The 18889-nt window shown below is 69.6% G+C and carries 16 protein-coding genes and 1 pseudogene; 5 read left to right on the top strand and 12 right to left on the bottom strand.

The features are described from left to right. Positions 1 to 51 precede the first annotated feature (51 nt). Positions 52 to 918: an HDOD domain-containing protein gene (locus tag ACWA7K_RS07195; RefSeq protein ID WP_456167064.1), complete on the top strand. Its 867-nt coding sequence runs from the start codon at positions 52 to 54 to the stop codon at positions 916 to 918. Between the two features lie 16 nt (positions 919 to 934). Here the strand turns inward: ACWA7K_RS07195 and serB are convergent, their stop codons facing one another. From serB to mfd, 3 genes are all read right to left on the bottom strand, one after another. Further along, positions 935 to 1654 carry a phosphoserine phosphatase SerB gene (serB, locus tag ACWA7K_RS07200; RefSeq protein WP_456167066.1) on the bottom strand — a complete coding sequence of 240 codons (720 nt, stop codon included), beginning with the start codon at positions 1652 to 1654 and terminating at the stop codon, positions 935 to 937. A gap of 66 nt (positions 1655 to 1720) precedes the next feature. Beyond that, positions 1721 to 2836 (bottom strand): methyl-accepting chemotaxis protein, encoded by a 1116-nt coding sequence (locus ACWA7K_RS07205; RefSeq protein ID WP_456167068.1) that lies wholly within the window; start codon positions 2834 to 2836, stop codon positions 1721 to 1723. 140 nt (positions 2837 to 2976) lie between these two features. Beyond that, positions 2977 to 6504, bottom strand: coding sequence for a transcription-repair coupling factor (mfd, locus tag ACWA7K_RS07210; protein ID WP_456167070.1), 3528 nt, complete (start codon positions 6502 to 6504; stop codon positions 2977 to 2979). A 38-nt stretch (positions 6505 to 6542) separates the two neighbouring features. Here mfd and tam point away from each other — a divergent pair, with 38 nt between their 5' ends. Then, positions 6543 to 7328, top strand: a complete 786-nt coding sequence (gene tam, locus ACWA7K_RS07215; protein ID WP_456167072.1) for a trans-aconitate 2-methyltransferase — start codon at positions 6543 to 6545, stop codon at positions 7326 to 7328. 21 nt (positions 7329 to 7349) lie between these two features. Here tam and ACWA7K_RS07220 read toward each other — a convergent pair whose 3' ends face one another. Beyond that, a complete protein-coding gene (locus tag ACWA7K_RS07220; RefSeq protein ID WP_456167074.1) occupies positions 7350 to 7886 on the bottom strand; it encodes a hypothetical protein in 537 nt (178 codons plus the stop codon). Between the two features lie 285 nt (positions 7887 to 8171). On the opposite strand from ACWA7K_RS07220, the gene ACWA7K_RS07225 reads away from it, so the two are divergent. Next, positions 8172 to 9083, top strand: a complete 912-nt coding sequence (locus ACWA7K_RS07225; protein WP_456167076.1) for a diguanylate cyclase domain-containing protein — start codon at positions 8172 to 8174, stop codon at positions 9081 to 9083. A gap of 19 nt (positions 9084 to 9102) precedes the next feature. On the opposite strand, the gene ACWA7K_RS07230 is transcribed toward ACWA7K_RS07225, so the two are convergent. Continuing rightward, positions 9103 to 10287, bottom strand: a complete 1185-nt coding sequence (locus ACWA7K_RS07230; RefSeq protein ID WP_456167078.1) for an acyltransferase family protein — start codon at positions 10285 to 10287, stop codon at positions 9103 to 9105. Between the two features lie 80 nt (positions 10288 to 10367). After that, a pseudogene (locus tag ACWA7K_RS07235) lies at positions 10368 to 10670 on the bottom strand (aldehyde dehydrogenase family protein); the annotation flags it as partial. Between the two features lie 58 nt (positions 10671 to 10728). Between ACWA7K_RS07235 and ACWA7K_RS07240 the strand changes: the two are divergent. After that, positions 10729 to 11019, top strand: coding sequence for a type II toxin-antitoxin system RelE/ParE family toxin (locus ACWA7K_RS07240; protein WP_456167080.1), 291 nt, complete (start codon positions 10729 to 10731; stop codon positions 11017 to 11019). A 9-nt stretch (positions 11020 to 11028) separates the two neighbouring features. Further along, positions 11029 to 11334: an addiction module antidote protein gene (locus tag ACWA7K_RS07245; RefSeq protein ID WP_456167082.1), complete on the top strand. Its 306-nt coding sequence runs from the start codon at positions 11029 to 11031 to the stop codon at positions 11332 to 11334. A gap of 436 nt (positions 11335 to 11770) precedes the next feature. Here the strand turns inward: ACWA7K_RS07245 and ACWA7K_RS07250 are convergent, their stop codons facing one another. The 6 genes from ACWA7K_RS07250 to ACWA7K_RS07275 all read right to left on the bottom strand — a co-directional run bounded on the left by ACWA7K_RS07250 (position 11771) and on the right by ACWA7K_RS07275 (position 18743). Further along, positions 11771 to 13261: an NAD-dependent succinate-semialdehyde dehydrogenase gene (locus ACWA7K_RS07250; protein WP_456167084.1), complete on the bottom strand. Its 1491-nt coding sequence runs from the start codon at positions 13259 to 13261 to the stop codon at positions 11771 to 11773. Between the two features lie 92 nt (positions 13262 to 13353). After that, positions 13354 to 14325, bottom strand: coding sequence for an agmatinase (gene speB, locus ACWA7K_RS07255; protein WP_456167086.1), 972 nt, complete (start codon positions 14323 to 14325; stop codon positions 13354 to 13356). Beyond that, a complete protein-coding gene (locus ACWA7K_RS07260; RefSeq protein WP_456167088.1) occupies positions 14301 to 15140 on the bottom strand; it encodes an ABC transporter permease in 840 nt (279 codons plus the stop codon). The genes speB and ACWA7K_RS07260 overlap by 25 nt, the downstream gene beginning before the upstream one ends. A gap of 12 nt (positions 15141 to 15152) precedes the next feature. Then, complete coding sequence (locus tag ACWA7K_RS07265; protein WP_456167090.1) at positions 15153 to 16412, bottom strand: ABC transporter permease; 1260 nt, start codon at positions 16410 to 16412, stop codon at positions 15153 to 15155. A gap of 56 nt (positions 16413 to 16468) precedes the next feature. Continuing rightward, positions 16469 to 17503 carry an ABC transporter substrate-binding protein gene (locus ACWA7K_RS07270; RefSeq protein ID WP_456167092.1) on the bottom strand — a complete coding sequence of 345 codons (1035 nt, stop codon included), beginning with the start codon at positions 17501 to 17503 and terminating at the stop codon, positions 16469 to 16471. 70 nt (positions 17504 to 17573) lie between these two features. Then, positions 17574 to 18743, bottom strand: coding sequence for an ABC transporter ATP-binding protein (locus tag ACWA7K_RS07275; protein WP_456167094.1), 1170 nt, complete (start codon positions 18741 to 18743; stop codon positions 17574 to 17576). Positions 18744 to 18889: the final 146 nt, after the last annotated feature.

Here is an 18889-nt window from a genome sequence, read left to right on the forward strand (position 1 = left end):
AGCAGAAGCCGGCGATCGGATGTCACGCGTGCCGGCGCAACCCGGTCACGCATGCCCCCCTCCGTCCTCGCCGATCCCCTGATCGATCCGCAGCAGCTCGCCAGCCTGGTGCGCGACATCGGCATCCCGCCGCGTCCGCAGTTGCTGGAGCGCCTGCATGCGGAGCTGCTGCGCGAGGCACCCCGGCTGGACATGCTGGTGCAGCTGGCCTCGTTCGACGTTGCCGTCGCGGCCGCGCTGCTGAAGGTCGCCAACGCGCGCGGACCGGGCACCCGCGCCGGTGCCGGCACGCTGAGACGAGCCTTCGAACAGCTGGGCAGCAAGCGCTGCATCGCGATCCTGAGCGCGCTGGTGCTGCGCAAGGTCCTGCCGGTTCACGGCGGCACCTTCGAACGATTCTGGGATGTCGCCCACCGGCGCAGCCTGGCGATGGCCTGGCTGGCCCGCCAGCTGGGCGTGGTCGAGGCGGACGTCGCCCACACCTTCGGGCTGTTCTGCGACGTCGGCATCCCCGTGCTGCTGCAGCGCTTCGACAACCCGAGCTACCGCGTCACGCTGGCCGAGGCCAACCTGGGCCACCGGCCGTTCACCGAGGTGGAACGTTCGCGCCACGGCACCGACCACGCGGCCGTGGGTGCCGCGCTGGCGCAGAGCTGGGGCGTCAGCGAGGAGATCGTCGAGGCGGTCGCCTGGCACCACGATTTCCGTGTCTACACGCAGCCGGGCCGCGCCCGTGTCGCGCACCTGGTGGCGCTGGCACTGGTCGCCGACCGTTACCTGCAGCGTCGCCAGGGCCGCAATCGGCACGGCGAATGGCAGCGCGGCGGCACGCAGGCGCTGCTGGCGCTTGGGGCTGGCGAGCGCGACTTCGACATCTGGTGCGACGAGCTGGAAAGCCAGCTCGAACTGATGGTCTGAGCGGCGATCCGGCCGTTCAGGGCCGGACGACTTCCAGCAGCCGGTCCAGGCCGCCGTCCTCGATGGCAACCATCGCCTGTTCGCGCACCGCCGGCTTGGCATGGTGGGCGACCGACAGGCCGACCACCGACATCATCGGCAGGTCGTTGGCGCCGTCACCCATCGCGATGGCCTGGCTGGGCGAGATGCCCATCGCGGCGCAGGTCTCGAGCACCGTGCGGCGCTTCTCGTCGCCGTCGCAGATGTCGCCCCAATGCTGGTCGACCAGCCGGCCGGTCAGCACGCCGGCCTCGATCTCCAGCAGGTTGCTGCGGGTCCAGTCGAGCTTCAGGCGCTGTTGCAGACGGTCGGTGAAGAAGGTGAAGCCGCCGGAGACCAGCAGCGTCTTCAGGCCGGCGGCCTGGCAGGCCTGCACCAGCGCCTCGGCACCCGGGTTGAGCTGCAGGCGCTGCGTGTAGACCTCGTCGAGCGCGCTGGCCGGCACACCCTGGAGCAGGGCGACGCGCTGGCGCAGGCTTTCCTTGTAGTCGGCGATCTCGCCGCGCATCGCGGCGGCGGTGATGGCGGCGACCTCGGCCTTGCGCCCGGCGGCATCGGCGATCTCGTCGATGCATTCGATGTTGATCAGCGTCGAATCCATGTCGAACGCGATCAGCTTGAAGTCACCCAGCCGCAGCGGCGGGGTGAAGCCGCGAACGGTCAGGCCGGGGGAGATCGTGTGGGGCAGGTCGGTCATGCGCACGGGGAGTGACGGGTGGCGGGGCGCGGCCCCGGCAAAGCCCGAGATTCTCCCCGATGCGGGTCAACCCTGGGTCTTGAACGCGCCGACCGCTTCCAGCAACTGGCCCGACTGGCCCTTGAGCGACTGCGCGGCGGCCGAGACCTCCTCGACCAGCGCGGCGTTCTGCTGCGTCACGCCGTCGATCTGCGAGATCGCCTGGTGTACCTGGTCGATCGCGCGGCTCTGCTCGCTGCCGGCATCGGCCATCGTGCTGACGAGGCTGCTGACGCGGCTGACCCGTTCGAGCAGGTCGCGCATCGTCTGGCCGGCCTCCTGCACCAGACGCTGGCCGGCGTCGACCTTCTCGGTCGAGTCGCCGATCAGCGACTTGATCTCGCGGGCCGCCGTGGCGCTGCGCTGGGCCAGCGCACGGACCTCGCCGGCGACCACCGCGAAACCGCGACCCTGTTCGCCCGCCCGGGCCGCTTCCACGGCCGCGTTCAGCGCCAGGATGTTGGTCTGGAAGGCGATGCCATCGATGACGCCGATGATCTCGTTGATCCGGTTGGCGCTCTGGTGGATGCCGTGCATGCGCTCGACCACCTCGCCGACCAGTTCGCCGCCCCGGCTGGCGACCTCGCGGGCGCCGTCCATCTCGCGCCGCGCGTCCTGGGCGCTCTGGGCGTGGCTGCGCACCGTCGACGCCAGCTCGTCCATCGTGCTGGCGGTCTGCTGCAGCGCGGCGGCCTGGTTCTCGGTGCGGGTCGACAGGTCGTTGTTGCCCAGCGCGATCTGTTCGGACGCTGCCGCGACGCTGTCGACCGTCAGGCGCACGCCGCCGACCGTTTCCGACAGGCGCTTGCGCATCTTGTTGAGTTCGGAGCGCAGCCACGACAGCTCGTCGCGGCCGGGCGATTCGATGCGGCTGACCAGGTCGCCCTGCGCGATGCGCATGACCGCCATCGCGGTGTCCTCGACCGGTGCCTTGATGCTGGCGCGGATCAGCCAGCCCAGCGTCATGCCGATGCCGCCCAGCACGACGGCGGCGGCGACCAGCGCGTAGCCGGCATCGGCGGCGCCCCGTTCTCGCAGCATCGCGGCGGCGGCCAGCGCCAGCCCGATCAGCATCAGGGTCATCAGGGTAAAGCCGGCCAGCACGCGGTTGGCCTGGCTGTAGCGGCGCAGCAGTTCGATCATCGGCATGTCTCCACGGAAGCGCCGGTTTCCGGGGATGTCCTGCACGACCGACGCTGGTGCGGATCTTCTGCGCGCCGCCGCCGCCGCCAAGGCCGGATCAGCGGCTGAAAAGCCCCGTTTTCCGTGCCCGGCCAGGTGCGTCAGCGCACCGTCCGGGGTGTCGCCGGGGCGGCCTTCGTGGCGGTGGCCGATGCGTGTGCCTGCGGCGTGCCGAGCATCCGGAACACGTCGCGCACCGCCTGCGCGCGGTCCTTCGGATCGGGCCAGGCGCGCTCGATGCGCAGCTTGTCGTTGCCGGCCAGCTTGATGTGGCGGTTCTTCTGCACCAGCTCGATGATCTTCATCGGATCGATCGGCGGGTTCGGGCGGAAGTGGATCGAGATGACGCCAGGGCCGGCCTCGATCTTCTGCACGCCCCAGGCCTTGGCCTGGATGCGCAGCCGGTGCAGGTCGAACAGCGTCTGCGCCTGCGCCGGCAGCTTGCCGAAGCGGTCGACAAGCTCTTCGAGCATCGCGTCGATCTTGTCGGCGCGGTCGGTGCTGGCCAGCCGCTTGTACAGGCTCAGGCGCATCTGCACGTCCGGGCAGTAGGCCTCGGGCAGCAGCGCCGGGGCGTGCAGGTTGACCTCGGTGGTGCCGCCGAAGAAGCCGGTCGGCGACAGCAGGTCGGGCTCCTGGCCGTTCTTCAGTGCCCGGACGGCCTCGGCCAGCATCTCGTTGTAGAGCTGGAAGCCGACCTCCATCATGTTGCCGCTCTGGTTGTCGCCCAGCACCTCGCCGGCGCCGCGGATCTCCAGGTCGTGCATGGCGAGGTAGAAGCCCGAACCCAGTTCCTCCATCGACTGGATCGCGTCCAGCCGCTGCTGCGCCTGCTTGGTCAGGCCCTCGATGTCGGGGACCATCAGGTAGGCATAGGCCTGGTGGTGGCTGCGGCCGACCCGGCCGCGCAGCTGGTGCAGCTGCGCCAGGCCGAACTTGTCGGCCCGGCTGATGACGATGGTGTTGGCGCTCGGCACGTCGATGCCGGTCTCGATGATGGTCGAGCACAGCAGCAGGTTGTGGCGCTGCGCGACGAAGTCGCGCATCACGCGTTCGAGCTCGCGCTCGGGCATCTGGCCGTGGGCCACGCCGATGCGGGCCTCGGGCAGCAGCTCTTCGAGCTTCTGGCGCCGGTTCTCGATCGTGTCGACCTCGTTGTGCAGGAAGTAGACCTGCCCGCCGCGCTTCAGCTCGCGCAACACCGCCTCGCGGATCGTGCCGGTGGTCTCGTTGCGCACGAAGGTCTTGATGGCCAGCCGGCGTTGCGGCGCGGTGGCGATGACGCTCAGGTCGCGCAGCCCTTCGAGGGCCATGCCCAGCGTGCGCGGGATCGGCGTGGCCGTCAGCGTCAGCACGTCGACCTCGGCGCGCATGGCCTTCATCTGCTCCTTGTGGCGCACGCCGAAACGGTGTTCCTCGTCGATGATCAGCAGGCCCAGGTTCTTGAACTTCGTCTCCGGACTCAGCAGCTTGTGCGTGCCCACGACGATGTCGATCGTGCCGGCGGCCAGGCCTTCCATCGCGGCCTTGACCTCCTTGGGCGAGCGGAAGCGGCTCATCTCGGCGACCTTCACGGGCCAGGGCGCGAAGCGGTCGGAGATGGTCTGGAAATGCTGCTCGGCCAGCAGCGTGGTCGGTGCCAGCAGGGCCACCTGCTTGCCGCCGGTGACGGCCACGAAGGCGGCCCGCAGCGCCACCTCGGTCTTGCCGAAGCCGACGTCGCCGCAGACCAGCCGGTCCATCGGGCGCGGGCTGATCATGTCCTGGATGACCGCGTGGATCGCGGCGGCCTGATCGGGTGTCTCCTCGAAGCCGAAGCTGGTCGCGAAGGCCTCGTAGTCCTGCGGGCTGTAGCGGAAGGCGTAGCCCTCGCGGGCGGCCCGGCGGGCATAGAGGTTCAGCAGCTCGGCGGCGGCATCGCGGACCTGTTCGGCGGCCTTGCGGCGGGCCTTCTCCCACTGGCCCGAGCCGAGCCGGTGCAGCGGCGCTTCCTCGGCGCTGACGCCGGTGTAGCGGCTGATCAGCTGCAGCTGCGCCACCGGCACGTAGAGCGTGGCCTGGTCGGCGTATTCGAGGAACAGGAACTCGTTGGACGCGCCGTCGCCCGACAGGTCGATGTTGACCAGCCCGCGGTAGCGGCCGATGCCGTGGTTGGCGTGCACGACCGGGTCGCCGACCTTCAGCTCGGACAGGTCCTTGATCAGCGCGTCGACGTCGCTGGTGGTCTCCTGCTTGCGGCGCCGGCGCACCGTCGGCGTGGTGTCGAACAGCTCGGTCTCGGTGACCAGCTGGACGCCGAACTGTTCGGTCGCATCGGTCCAGAAGAAGCCCGAGGCCAGCGCGGCCGTGGTGATCGCGTAGGCGTGGGCGCTGGCCAGGAAGGCGGCCAGCGTGTCGACCGACGGCGGCTCCAGCCGGTGGTCGCGCAGCAGCTCCAGCAGGCTCTCGCGCCGGCCGGCGCTCTCGGCCACGACCAGCAGGCGCTGGCCGGTCTCGCGCAGCCGCGTCAGCTGGTCTTCCAGCCGGCGCAGCGGGTCCTGCGCGCCGCGCTGCACGCTCAGGTCGGGCAGCGGGCGGGCCCAGTCGACGGGGTGGTTGCCGCGCACGGCCAGCTGGGCAAAGTCGTTGCAGCGGCTGAAGAAACCCTCGCCACGCAGGAACAGCTCCTCGGGCGGCAGAACCGGCCGTTCCGGGTCGTGCTGCAGGAAGCGGTGGCGCTCGCGGGTCTCGGTCCAGAAGCGCTCCAGCGCCTCGTCGACCTCGCCGTGCAACACCAGCGAGGCCTGTTCGCCGAGGTAGTCGAAGAAGGTCGCCGGCTCGTCGAAGAACAGCGGCAGGTAGTACTCGATGCCCGAGGTCGTGATGCCCTGGGCCATGTCCTTGTAGATGCGCGCGCGGCTCGGGTCGCCGTCCATCTTCTCGCGCCAGCGCGAGCGGAAGGCCTGGCGCGCCGCGTCGTCCATCGGGAACTCGCGGCCGGGCAGCAGGCGCACTTCCGGCACCGGGTAGAGGCTGCGCTGGCTGTCGGGGTCGAAGACGCGGATCGAGTCGACCTCGTCGTCGAACAGGTCGACCCGGTAGGGCACCGTCGAGCCCATCGGGTAGAGGTCGATCAGCCCGCCGCGCACGGCGTATTCGCCCGGCGACACGACCTGGCTGACGTGCTGGTAGCCGGCCAGCGTCAGCTGCGCGCGCAGGCCCTGTTCGTCGAGCTTCTGCTTCTGCTTGAAGTGGAAGGTGTAGGCGGCCAGGAAGGACGGCGGCGCCAGCCGCGTCAGCGCGGTCGTCGCCGGCAGGATCACGACGTCCAGCGGCACGGCGGCCTTGCGCCGCTGCTGCACCTGCCACAGCGTGGCCAGGCGCTCGGAGATCAGGTCCTGGTGCGGGCTGAAGCTGTCGTAGGGAAGGGTCTCCCAGTCGGGGAAGACGGCCACCACCAGCTCGGGCGCGAAGAAGGCCAGCTCGTCGGGCAGGCGCTGGGCATCGGCGGGTTCGGCGACCACGATGGCGACCAGTTCACCGGCCGCCTTGCGGGCCTGCGCGTGGCGCGCCAGCAGCAGGGCATCGGACGAGCCGATCGGGCGCGGGAGCGTGTAGCGTTTGCCGGGGACGAGGGTCGGGAGCTGCATGGCGGCGGATTCTAGGGAGCGGGTCAGAATCCCCGGCCATGACGGACTGGAACGACTCCCTGTACCTGCGCTTCGGCGACCAGCGCACACGCGCCGCCATCGACCTGCTGGCGCGTGTCCGGCCCGAGCCGCCGGACGCCGTGCGCGAGGTGGTTGACCTGGGCTGCGGCCCCGGCAACTCGACCGCGCTGCTGGCCGCACGCTGGCTGGGCGCCCGCATCACCGGTGTCGACAGCTCGCCGGCCATGCTGAAGGCGGCACGGCTGGCCTTGCCGGCGCTGGACTGGGTCGAGGCCGATGTCGCGACCTGGCAGGCACCCGGCGGCCGGCCGGTCGATGTGCTGTTCGCCAACGCGGTGTTGCAGTGGGTGCCGGACCACGCCCGCCTGCTGCCGCAACTGCTGCGCCAGGTCCGGCCGGGCGGCGTGCTGGCCGTCCAGATGCCGGCCAACCGCGACGAGCCCAGTCACCGCTGGATGCGCGAACTGCCCGGGCCCTGGTCGGCGCGGCTGGCACCGGCCGCCGAGGCCATGAACCATGTCCTGTCGGCCGAGGCGTATCACGACCTGCTGGCGCCGCTGGCGGCCGAGATCGACCAGTGGGACACCCGCTACCAGCAGGTCATGGCCGATGCCGACGCGATCGTCGAATGGGTCCGGGCGACCGGCCTGCGTCCCTTCCTGGATGCCCTGGCCGACGACGCCGAGCGGGCGGACTATCTGGCGGCCTACCGCGCGCGCATCGACGCGGCGTACCCGGTGCGGGCCGATGGCCGGCGGCTGTTCGGCTTCCCGCGCCGCTTCATCGTGGTCCGGCGGGCCTGAGCGGCCGGCGCCGGTGCGGTCTCACCAGGCCAGGCGGTTGAAGTTGACCGAGTAGACCTTGGCGGACGTCGCGCCGTCGCCCTGCACCCGCACGGCACCGCGCGACACCGCTGCTGCCGCGACGCCCGGCGTGGCGCGTTCGTCGGCCTGGCGGTCGCGGAAGGACCAGCGCGCGGCCGTCAGCACCGATTGCGTCGTGTCGATCTGCAGCAGCAGATCGGCCAAGGCGCCGAGCCCGGCCGATTTCGGCAGGCAGGCGTCGACCGTCACGCCCTGGGCGCGCACCCGCATCACGTCCTCGACCGTCTCGACCAGCAGCACCAGCTGGCGGCTGCCCAGGCACGGGCGCAGCGTCGTCACCAGCGTGCTCATGCGGGACCAGCCACACAGGCCGAGGTCCAGCACCACATGGTCGATCTCGGGCTCCTGGCGCAGGTAGGGCAGGGCGCTGGCGAGCGTGTGGGTGCGGGCGATTTCGGCGTCGGGGCGACGGCGGCGCAACTCATGCTGGAGAAGCACGTGCAGATCGCTGGTGTGGCTGAGCAGCAGGGCTTTCATGGGAACTACTTGTTTGAGTGGCTGAACCGCAGGTTAAAGTGGAATCACACCAAATTGGTTCCCCCATAGTGATGAAGCGGCCCGGTATACGACATGAATAAGTTGACTTGAAACAAGTCATGCCGGCCTTTCAGCCGGTCGCACCAAGCTAGTGCCTATCTTTTTGTGGGGTTGGCCCAGAAACATGTGAGGTCGGACACGCTGGCCGCGAGTCGTCCGATTCGCAGCCGCTGCCCGTCAGTAACATCGCCCCCTTCCTTTTCGCCTCGGGTGACCCTGTCCGCCATGTCCAAGCCGCGCTCCGATCGGGTTTCCGTCTGCCATCTCGGTCTCGGGGGCGGTTTGCCCGGTGACCCGGCCGACGGACTGGTCTGGGAGGCCGTCGACAGCCTGGACGCCCTCAGCGCGCAGCTGCAGCTGCACACCCCGCCGGCGATCGTCATCGGCTGTCCGAACCGCCAGCAGGTTCAGTCGTTGCTGGCCTGGAGCGGCCTGTCGCAGGCGGCGGCGGCTTCGGCGGTGATCGTGGCCTGGCCCGCGCCCGACCGTGACCTCGCCCGCCGGCTGATCCAGATGGGGGTGCAGGACGTCCTGGCGCTCGAGGACGCGCAGGGCGTGCGACTGAAGCGCGCCGTCTACCAGGCCATCGACCGCAAGGCGCAGGACCTGGAGGTGCGCCGCGCCTGGTCGATCGACCTGGGCACCGGCCTGCCGAACCGCGCGCTGCTGGTCGAGCTGCTGAACCAGCTCTGCGCCTTGCGCGAGCGCGAACCCGTGCCGATGGCGCTGCTGGTGTTCCGGCTCGACGGGCTGGACGCCATCGCGGCCCGGCTCGGCGCCCAGGCCGCCCAACTGCTCAAGCGCAAGGCGGCCGTGCGCTTGCGCGCGGGTCTGCGCTCCAGCGACGTCGTCGCCGTCGTCGGCAGCGATGCGTTTGCCGCGCTGCTGCCCAGCATGGAACGGCCGCAGGACGGCGAGCGGGTCGCCGCCAAGCTGGCGCAGAGCATGAGCGAGCCCTATGTCGTGACCGGCCAGCAGGCCGTGCTCGGCATCGGCACCGGCGTCAGCCTCTACCCCGACCACGGCCGCCAGGCCGAGGAGCTGCTGCGGCTGGCCTATGCCGGCGCCGTGCAGTCGCGCCATCCGCGTCGCGGCGGGCTGGTCGGCGGCATGGACGACGCGGCCAACGACGACTGAGTCGCCGTCCGCGCGCGGCTCAGCCTGTCGCCGTGCGACGGCCCGACAGGCGCAGACGCAGCCAGCGGGTCGCCGGGCCCGTCAGCGCCAGTCCCGGCTGTTCGACCATCCGATAGGCCAGCTGGCTGAGCAGGATCAGCACGGGACAGAGCACCAGCACCATCAGCCAGTGCTGCGTCGCGCTCAGACCGGCGGCCCGTTCGGCGCCCAGCACGCCTTCGAACAGCGCGTAGAGCAGCAGGCCGTGCAGCAGGTAGAGGCTGTAGGTCATCTCGCCGAGCACGCGCGAGGTGCGGCAGGTCAGCAGCCCGAACAGCGAACTGCCAGCGGCGATCAGGCAGAAGGCCAGCGACACCAGCAGCATCGGCACGGCCTGGTAGGCGCCGGGGAAACGCGCGACGGCCACCGCCAGCAGGGCGATCACCAGCAGCGAGGCGGCCGGCCGGCTGGCCCGCTCGCGCAAGCCCGGCGAGCGCACGCACAGCGCCGCCAGCACGCCGCCCAGGAAGGCCGACATCTGCATCGCATGCGGATGCCAGACCAGCAGGAACAGCAGCGCCAGCAGGCCGGCCAGGTGTGCGGCTAGGGGCGGCCGACGGCCGGTCGCCAGCGCGAGCAGCGGCAGGCAGAGGTAGAAGAACCACTCGTAGGGCAGCGACCAGGTCACGCCGGCGACGATCACCAGGGTGTCGCGCACGCCGTTGAGGTCCTGCGTCCCGCCGACCGAGAACAGCAGCCACTCCGTCGCATGCCGCAGCAGGTCGGCCGGCGGCTCCTGCAACTGCCCGCCCGAGCGCCAGGCGACGACCGCGAACAGCAGCGCCATCGCCAGCAGGTAGAGCGGCGTCAGGCGCATCACGCGGCCGACATAGAGCCGCAGCCAGTCGATCGGCCGCTGGCTGGCGTCCAGCACCTTCGTGACGAACAGGAAGGCCGTGATCATGAAGAACAGCGCCACGCTGGTCTGCCCGAGATGGACATACAGGTTCGACGGCGGGGTTTCCCAGCGGCCGGTCCGCAAATGGAAAAACCAGATGCAGCCGTGGTGCAGGAACACCGACAGCGCGAGATACCCGCGCAGACCGTCGATCGAGGCATGGCGTCCGGGTTCCGGTGCGCTGCGGCGCCAGGTCGCGAGGGCCCAGGCGGTGGCGCTGCCGGTCAGGGCGATGGCAATGGCGGGTATCGGGCTGACAGGATTCATGCGGGCAGGGTTTTCCTGCCCGAGATGCTAGGTCATAACCCAAGCGGGAAACCCCGCCCATCCTGAAGCGCGATGCCGGCTCAGCGCATCACGTCACCAATGCACAGGTACTTCATCTCGACGTAGTCCTCGATGCCGTGGCGCGAGCCTTCGCGGCCGAGGCCGGATTGCTTGACGCCGCCGAACGGCACTTCGGCGACCGAGATCAGGCCGGTGTTGATGCCGACCATGCCGGTCTCCAGCGCCTCGGCGACGCGGAAGATGCGGCCGATGTCGCGGCTGTAGAAGTAGCTCGCCAGGCCGAACTCGGTCGCGTTGGCCAGGCCGATGACGTCGGCCTCGGTCTCGAAGCGGAACACCGGGGCGACCGGGCCGAAGGTTTCGTTAGACCGCACAGAGCCACGGTTGCGCATTTCGTATCCCATGTGATACAGTTCCGTCATGCTTGAAGTCCGCCAGACAGTCACCTATGCAGAGTGGTTCGGCGGCCTTCGCGACCGAACAGCCAAGGCCCGAATCGACATCCGCATTCGTCGGCTCGCGCTTGGGAATACAGGCGACGTGAAGCCCGTTGGTGAAGGGGTCTCCGAGCTACGCGTGGACTACGGACCAGGCTACCGCGTGTACTTCGTTCAGAAGGGAAACGTCTACGTGGTCTTGTTGGCTGGTGGCGATAAGTCCACGCAGGACCGCGACATCCGTGAAGCGAAGGCGCTTGCGCGCGACTTGTAGGAGATCGAGATGGCAAAGACAGTCACTACCCCCTGGGATCCGGCGGACCATCTGAAGTCCGAGGAAGACATGGCCGCGTATCTTGAGGCGGCCCTTGAAGAAGGCGATCCCGCTCTGGTGGCGGCTGCGCTCGGTGACATTGCCCGCGCGAAGGGAATGACACAAGTCGCTCGCGACGCGGGTCTCGGGCGAGAGAGCCTTTACAAGGCACTCTCACCGGCTGGCAATCCGGAGTTCGCAACGATCCTCAAGGTCGTGGCAGCTCTTGGCCTTCAACTCCACGCCACGCCGGTCATCGCAAAGAGTGCGGCCTAACCCTTCGTTCGAAGGGACGTACACCGGCAAGGCACTTGGCCCGCGCAACGGCCATTCTCATCATCCATTGCGCGGGCCAAGTGCCTTCCTGCTGCGCGCCCCTCAGCTCGAACGTAGAACGACAGCTTCCGGACGCTGGATTCGCACTCGTTCTGACCGCTTGGGGTCGATGGCGACCACCCAAGCCAACGACTTCCACCCGCAGCACCCACTCCCGCAGCCGCGCAAACCCAGCTCGGGTTGAGCATTGATCGCCCACCCGCGCTCCGTATCGAGCCTCCGACTCGATGGAGGACCGTCAGGGGCTCAAGGTCCGCGAAGCGGGTCACGGTGACCAACTGGCGACGCGAGGCGTGTTGCGGGCTCGGATCGGGCAATGCCGAACTCAAGCCCGAGGACGCCCGATGCACCCGCGCGTCGGGCGTGGACTGGCGCGTCAGCGCAGCACATCCCCGATGCACAGGTACTTCATCTCGACGTAGTCCTCGATGCCGTGGCGCGAGCCTTCGCGGCCGAGGCCGGATTGCTTGACGCCGCCGAACGGCACTTCGGCGACCGAGATCAGGCCGGTGTTGATGCCGACCATGCCGGTCTCCAGCGCCTCGGCGACGCGGAAGATGCGGCCGATGTCGCGGCTGTAGAAGTAGCTCGCCAGGCCGAACTCGGTCGCGTTGGCCAGGCCGATGACGTCGGCCTCGGTCTCGAAGCGGAACACCGGGGCGACCGGGCCGAAGGTCTCCTCTCGGGCGCAGAGCATGTCGGCGGTGACGTCGGCCAGCACCGTCGGCGTGTAGAAGCGCTCGGCCAGCGCACCCGGCGCGCGGCTGCCGCCGGTCACCAGCGTGGCGCCCTTGGCCAGCGCGTCGGCCACGTGCGACTCGACCTTGGCCATGGCCTGGGCGTCGATCAGCGGGCCCTGGTTCACGCCCGGCTCGAAGCCGTTGCCGACCTGGATCGCGCGGGCCTTGGCGGCCAGCTTCTCGACGAAGGCGTCGTAGACGCCCGCCTGCACGTAGAGGCGGTTGGCGCAGACGCAGGTCTGGCCGGCGTTGCGGTACTTGCTGATCAGCGCGCCTTCGGCGGCGCTGTCCAGGTCGGCGTCGTCGAAGACGATGAAAGGCGCGTTGCCGCCGAGTTCGAGGCTGAGTTTCTTGATCGTCGGCGCGCACTGGCGCATCAGGATGCGGCCGACCTCGGTCGAGCCGGTGAAGCTCAGATGGCGTACCACGTCGGAGGCGCACAGCACGTTGCCGATCTCGATCGAGCGGTCGGCGTCGGCCGTCAGGATGTTGAGCACGCCCGCCGGCAAGCCCGCGCGCAGCGCCAGCTCGGCACAGGCCAGCGCCGACAGCGGCGTCTGCTCGGCCGGCTTGATGATCACCGGGCAACCGGCGGCCAGGGCCGGGGCGACCTTGCGGGTGATCATCGCGATCGGGAAGTTCCACGGCGTGATGGCCGCGCAGACGCCGATCGGCTGCTTCAGCACGATGAAGCGCTTGTTCGGGTCGGTGGTCGGGATGGTCTCGCCGTAGACGCGCTTGCCTTCCTCGGCGAACCACTCGATGAAGCTGGCGCCGTAGACGACCTCGCCGCGCGCCTCGGCCAGCGGCTTGCCCTGTTCGGCGGTCATGATGCGGGCCAGGTCGTCGGCGTGCTGCACCAGCAGGTGGTACCAGCGCATCAGGATGGCCGCACGTTCCTTGGCGGGCTTGGCCTTCCAGGCCGGCCAGGCCGCGTTGGCGGCGGCTATCGCGGTCTGCGCCTCGGCCGCGCCGGTGTTGGCGACCTGGGCCAGCGCCAGGCCGGTGGCCGGGTCATCGACCGTGAAACGCGACGGGCCGGCGACCCACTCGCCGTTGATCAGCGCATCGGTGCGCAGCAGCGTCGGGTCGTTCAGCAGGGCCAGCGGAGAGGTCTTGGTGTCCATGGTCGGTGGGGATGTCAGGCGTGGAGGAAGGTGCAGGGACAGGCCGTGCAAAGACTGGAAACGAAGACTCTACGGCGCCAGGCCTGACCCGTTCAGCGTCGTGGCACGCCGGGCAGCACGCACAGCATCTCGTAGAGCAGGTTGGCGCCCAGCAGCGCGGTGTTGCCGCTCGGATCGTAGGGCGGCGAGACCTCGACCAGGTCGGCGCCGACCAGGTTCAGGCCGTGACAGCCGCGGATGATCTCCAGCGCCTGCGGCACGGTCAGGCCGCCGATCTCGGGCGTGCCGGTGCCGCCGGCGTAGGACGGGTCGATGCCATCGATGTCGAAGCTCAGGTAACACGGCGCATCGCCGATGGCGGCGCGCACCTCGGCCATCAGCGGCGCGAGCGATTGCCACCAGACCTCGTGCGCCAGCACCAGCCGGAAGCCCTGGCGGCGCGGCCAGTCGAAGTCGTCGGCCGCATAACCACTGCCGCGCAGGCCGATCTGCCAGACCTTGTCGGTGCGCAGCAGGCCTTCCTCGACCGCGCGGCGGAAGGGCGTGCCGTGGGCGATGCGCTCGCCGAACATGTCGTCGTTGACGTCGGCATGGGCGTCCACATGCACCAGCGCGACCGGGCCGTGGCGCGCGGCCATCGCGCGCAGGACGGGCAGGGCGATGGTGTGGTCACCGCCCATCGTCAGCGGCCGGCAGCCGGCGGCCAGCACGCGGTCGTAGAAGGCGGTGATCAGGCCGAGCGACTTGTCCAGCGAGTAGGTGTTGATCGGCACGTCGCCCAGGTCGGCGACCTGCAGCGCGTCGAACGGCGCGGCGCCGGTGGCCATGTTGTAGGGCCGGATCAGCGCGGACTCGGCGCGGATCTGGCGCGGCCCGAAGCGCGCGCCCGGCCGGTGGCTGGTGCCGATGTCCAGCGGGATGCCGATGAACGCGGCGTCCAGGCCCTCGGGCGAGTCGACGACCGGCAGCCGCATCATGCTGGCGATGCCGCCGAAGCGCGGCATCTCGTTGCCGCCGAGGGGCTGGTTCAAGACCCGGTTCACGCTCGTTTCCCGCGGATCCATTCGAGCACCAGCATCAGCCCGGTCGTGAAGATCGTCAGCAGCGTGGCGACGGCGGCGATGGTCGGGTTGATGTTCTCGCGGATGCCCGTGAACATCTGGCGCGGCAGCGTGACCTGCTGCGGGCCGGCGATGAACAGGGTCACGACGACCTCGTCGAACGATGTGGCGAAGGCGAACAGCGCGCCCGAGATCACGCCCGGCGCGATCACCGGCAGCGTCACGCGCCAGAAGGTCTCCAGCGGCCCGGCACCCAGGCTCAGGCTGGCGCGCACGAGGTTGTGGTTGAAGCCCTGCAGCGTGGCCAGCACGGTGGTGACGACAAACGGCGCGCCCAGTGCGGCATGCACGACGATCAGGCCGATGTAGGTGTCGGCCAGGCCGATGCGGGCGAAGAACAGGTAGCAGGCCACACCGACGACCACGATGGGCACGACCATCGGCGCGATCAGCACGCTCATCAGCAGGCCCTTGCCGGGGAACTGCGTGCGCGCCAGGCCGACCGCCGTCAGCGTGCCCAGCACCGTCGCGATGACGGTCGCGGCCGGCGCGACGATGAAGCTGTTGCGCGCGGCGCGGGCCCAGTCGTCGGAGGTGAAGAGGTTCTCGTACCACTGCAGGCTCCAGCCCGGCATCGGATAGGCCAGGAAGGAACTCGACGAGAACGACAGCGGCACGATCACCAGGATCGGCAGCAGCAGGAACAGCAGCATGGCGACCGCGAACACGCGCACCGCCCACCAGCCGAGCGTGTCCAGCGGCGTGTAGTAGGCGGGCAGCACCGGCAGGCTCGGACGCCAGGACTTGATCGGCAGCATCGACGTCTCTCCTCAGCCCAGGCTCAGCTCGGACTTCACCAGCCGGCGGTAGACGCCGTAGAGCAGCAGCGTGGTCACCAGCAGCACCGCGCCAAGCGCGCAGGCCATGCCCCAGTTGATGTCGACGTTGGTGTACTGGGCGATGTAGTAGCTCAGCATCTGGTCATCGGCACCGCCCAGCAGCGCGGGCGTCACGTAGTAGCCGATGCTGAGGATGAAGACCAGCAGCGCGCCCGCGCCGATGCCGGGGAAGGTCTGCGGCACGTAGACGCGGAAGAAGGCCGCCAGCGGCGCACTGCCCAGCGACACCGCTGCGCGCAGGTACGTCGGCGGCACCGACTTCATGACGCTGTAGAGCGGCAGGATCATGAAGGGCAGCAGGATGTGCACCATCGCGATGACCACGCCGGTGCGGTTGAACAGCAGGGCGGCCGGTTCGTGGATGATCGACAGCGCCATCAGCGACTTGTTGACCAGGCCCTCGCGCTGCAGCAGCACGATCCAGGCGGCCACGCGCACGAGGATCGAGGTCCAGAACGGCACCAGCACCAGGATCATCAGCACGTTGGCCTTGCGTGCCGGCAGCGTCGACAGCCACCAGGCCAGCGGATAGGCCAGCAGCAGGCACCAGACGGTCACGACGGCGCTGATCTCGAAGGTGCGCAACAGGATGCGGCTGAACACGCGCTGGTCGGGCTCGACATGGGCGATGCCACCTTCGGGCTGGCGCTTCAGGTCGACGGCGGTCAGCAGGTAGTCGGGCGTCCAGCGCGAGGCGTTCTTGGCAATCGCCTGCCAGTACTTCAGGTCGGACCAGCGGGCATCGAGTTCGAGCATCCGGGCGCGGATCTGGTCGGGCGACTGGCTGGCCAGTTCGGCCCCCCAGGTGGCCGGGTCGCGCACGGCCTTGTAGGTGCCCATCACCAGGGATCGGGCACCCGAGGCCTCGGTGTTCAGGCGCCGCGCCAGCGCGCCGGCCTGCGAGCCTTCGTCGATCGCGGCGAGGTCCTGCGCCACGCCGGCAAAGGCGGTTGCGGGCGGCTCGGCCTGGCGGCCCCAGGCCGACAACGCCGCGCCGGTGCGCGACAGGGCGCCGGCCACCTCCGGGTTCTCGACCGCGCGCAGCAGCAGCGCGCCGATCGGCACCAGCAAGGTGGCCAGCAGGAAGACCAGCAGCGGCAGCGTCAGGCCGATGGCCAGCCAGCGTTGACGCACCTGCACCCGCTTCAGGGACTGGCGCAGGGCGGGGGCATCGAGCACGGTGGCGGTCATCGGCGGGGCGCTTTCAGGCGGCTGGGAACGGCTTCAGCAGGCGGTGAGGACAGGCCTCACTGGGCCGCCCAGGAGGCGAAGCGCTTCTCGAGTTCCTCGCCGGCATCGGCCCAGAACTTGATGTTGAACTGCAGCGCATCCTTGCTGTTGGCCGGCGAGGTCGGCAGCAGGTCCAGCACCTTGGCATCGAGCTTGGCCAGCGCCTTGTTGTTGGTCGGGCCGTAGCTGATGTTGCGGGCGTACTCGGCCTGGGCATCGGGCGACGAGGCGTAGGCGATGAACTTCATCGCGACGTCCTTGTTGGGCGAGCCCTTGACGATGGTCCAGTAGTCCAGGTCGTAGATGCCGCCGGTCCAGCTGATCTTGAGGTTCTTGCCCTCGCGCTGGGCGGCGTCGATGCGGCCGTTGTAGGCGGTGGTCATCGTGACGTCGCCGGCGACCAGGAACTGCGGCGGCTGCGCGCCGGCTTCCCACCACTGGATGCTGGGCTTGAGTTCGGTCAGCTTCTTGAACGCGCGGTCGGCGCCGGCCTTGGTGGCCAGTTCCTTGTAGACGTCGGCGGACTTGACGCCGTCGGCCATCAGCGCGAATTCCAGGTTGTAGCGGGCGCCCTTGCGCAGGCCGCGCTTGCCCGGGTACTTCTTGACGTCCCAGAAGTCGGCCCAGGTCTTGGGCGCGTCCTTGAGCTTGTCGCCGTTGTAGGCCATGACGGTCGACCAGACGAACACGCCGATGCCGCACTCATGGACGGCGGCGGGCTGGAAGTCGGCCTTGTTGCCGATCTTGCTGTAGTCGAGCTTCTCGAACAGGCCCTCGTCGCAGCCGCGGTTGACGTCCGGGCTCTCGACCTCGACGACGTCCCAGCTGATCTTCTTGGTCTCGACCATGGCCTTGATCTTGGCCTGCTCGCCGTTGTATTCGACGCCGACGATCTTGGCCGCGCCGGTCTTCTCGAAGGGCTCGAAGTAGGCCTTCTTCTGCGCCGCGCCGTTCGCGCCGCCGAAGTTGACGACCGTCAGCTGCGTCTGGGCCAGCGCGGGCAGGGCGATCAGGGCGACGGCCGCGGCCGACCAGTGGGCGATCTTCTTCATGCGAGCAACTCCTCGGGGGTTGGGGTGAACGGGGTTGGGAAAGGACCTGTCCGGCTTCGTCCGGGCCGGCTCAGGCGTACACGCGCAGGAACGGTGTGGGGATGTGCAGGCCGACACGCTGGCCGACCTGCGGTTGGGAGACGCCCGACAGCGGCAGCTTGACCGTGGCGGGCGCCTGTCCGGCGATGCGGCAACGCAGCCGCAGGTGGTCGCCGAAATAGATGATGTCGTCGACCTCGGCCGGCAGCGTGTTGGGCTGCGACAGCGCGTCGGCGTCGACGCGGACCTCGATGCGCTCGGGCCGCACCGACGCCAGCACCGCCGCACCATCGGCCGCGCCGTTGACGTTGACGCCGCTCAGGCGCGCGCCACCGGCCAGGCGCAGCTCGCACAGGCAGCCGGGCTCGGCACTGCCTTGTGTCGCCAGCGTGCCGGCCAGCGGCGTGCTGTCGCCGACGAAGCCGGCGACGAAGCGGTTGGACGGCGCCTCGTAGAGCCGGTCGACGGCATCGAGCTGCTGGATCTCGCCGTCGTTGAACACGGCCACGCGGTCGCTCATCGTCAGGGCCTCGCCCTGGTCGTGGGTCACGTAGACGAAGGTCACGCCAAGCTGGCGGTGCAGCGCCTTCAGCTCGATCTGCATGTGCTCGCGCAGCTGCTTGTCGAGCGCGCCGAGCGGCTCGTCCATCAGCACGAGTTGCGGCTCGAACACCAGCGCCCGCGCCAGCGCCACACGCTGCTGCTGGCCGCCCGACAGCTGCGACGGATAACGCTGGTCGCGCCCCGTCAGCTGCACCATCGCCAGCGCCTTGGCGACCCGTTCGGCGATCTGCGCCTTGGGCACCTTGCGCACGGTCAGCGGGTAGGCGACGTTGTCGGCGATCGTCAGGTGCGGGAACAGTGCGTAGTTCTGGAACACCATGCCGAAGTTGCGCTTGTGCGGCGGCGTGCGCGTGATCGGCTGGCCGTCGAGCGTGATCTCGCCGGCGGTCGGCGACTCGAAGCCCGCCAGCATCATCAGGCAGGTCGTCTTGCCCGAACCGGACGGGCCCAGCAGCGACAGGAACTCGCCGCGCCGGATGTCGAGATCGAGGCCGCGCACGACCAGGTTCTCGCCGTCGTAGGTCTTCTGGACACCGCGGAACTGCACGAGGGTGTCGGCCCCTGACGTGCCGCTGGCCGGGGCCGCGGCGGGCGTGGCGTCGAGCGAGGGATGTCGGAGGATGGCGGCAGGTGGCATGGTGGTCTCAGGGTGAGCGCGGCGATGTTGCGGCCGGGGGCTGTGCGGCGCCATGTACAGCGGGGCGCAGACAGCGCGAAGGCTGTATCGGCTGTGCAGCCTGTACACAGAAACAGGGGGTTGCGGCCAGGCCGCGAGCGGCCCTT

The organism is Leptothrix mechoopdaensis (SeqCode) (assembly GCF_053893855.1).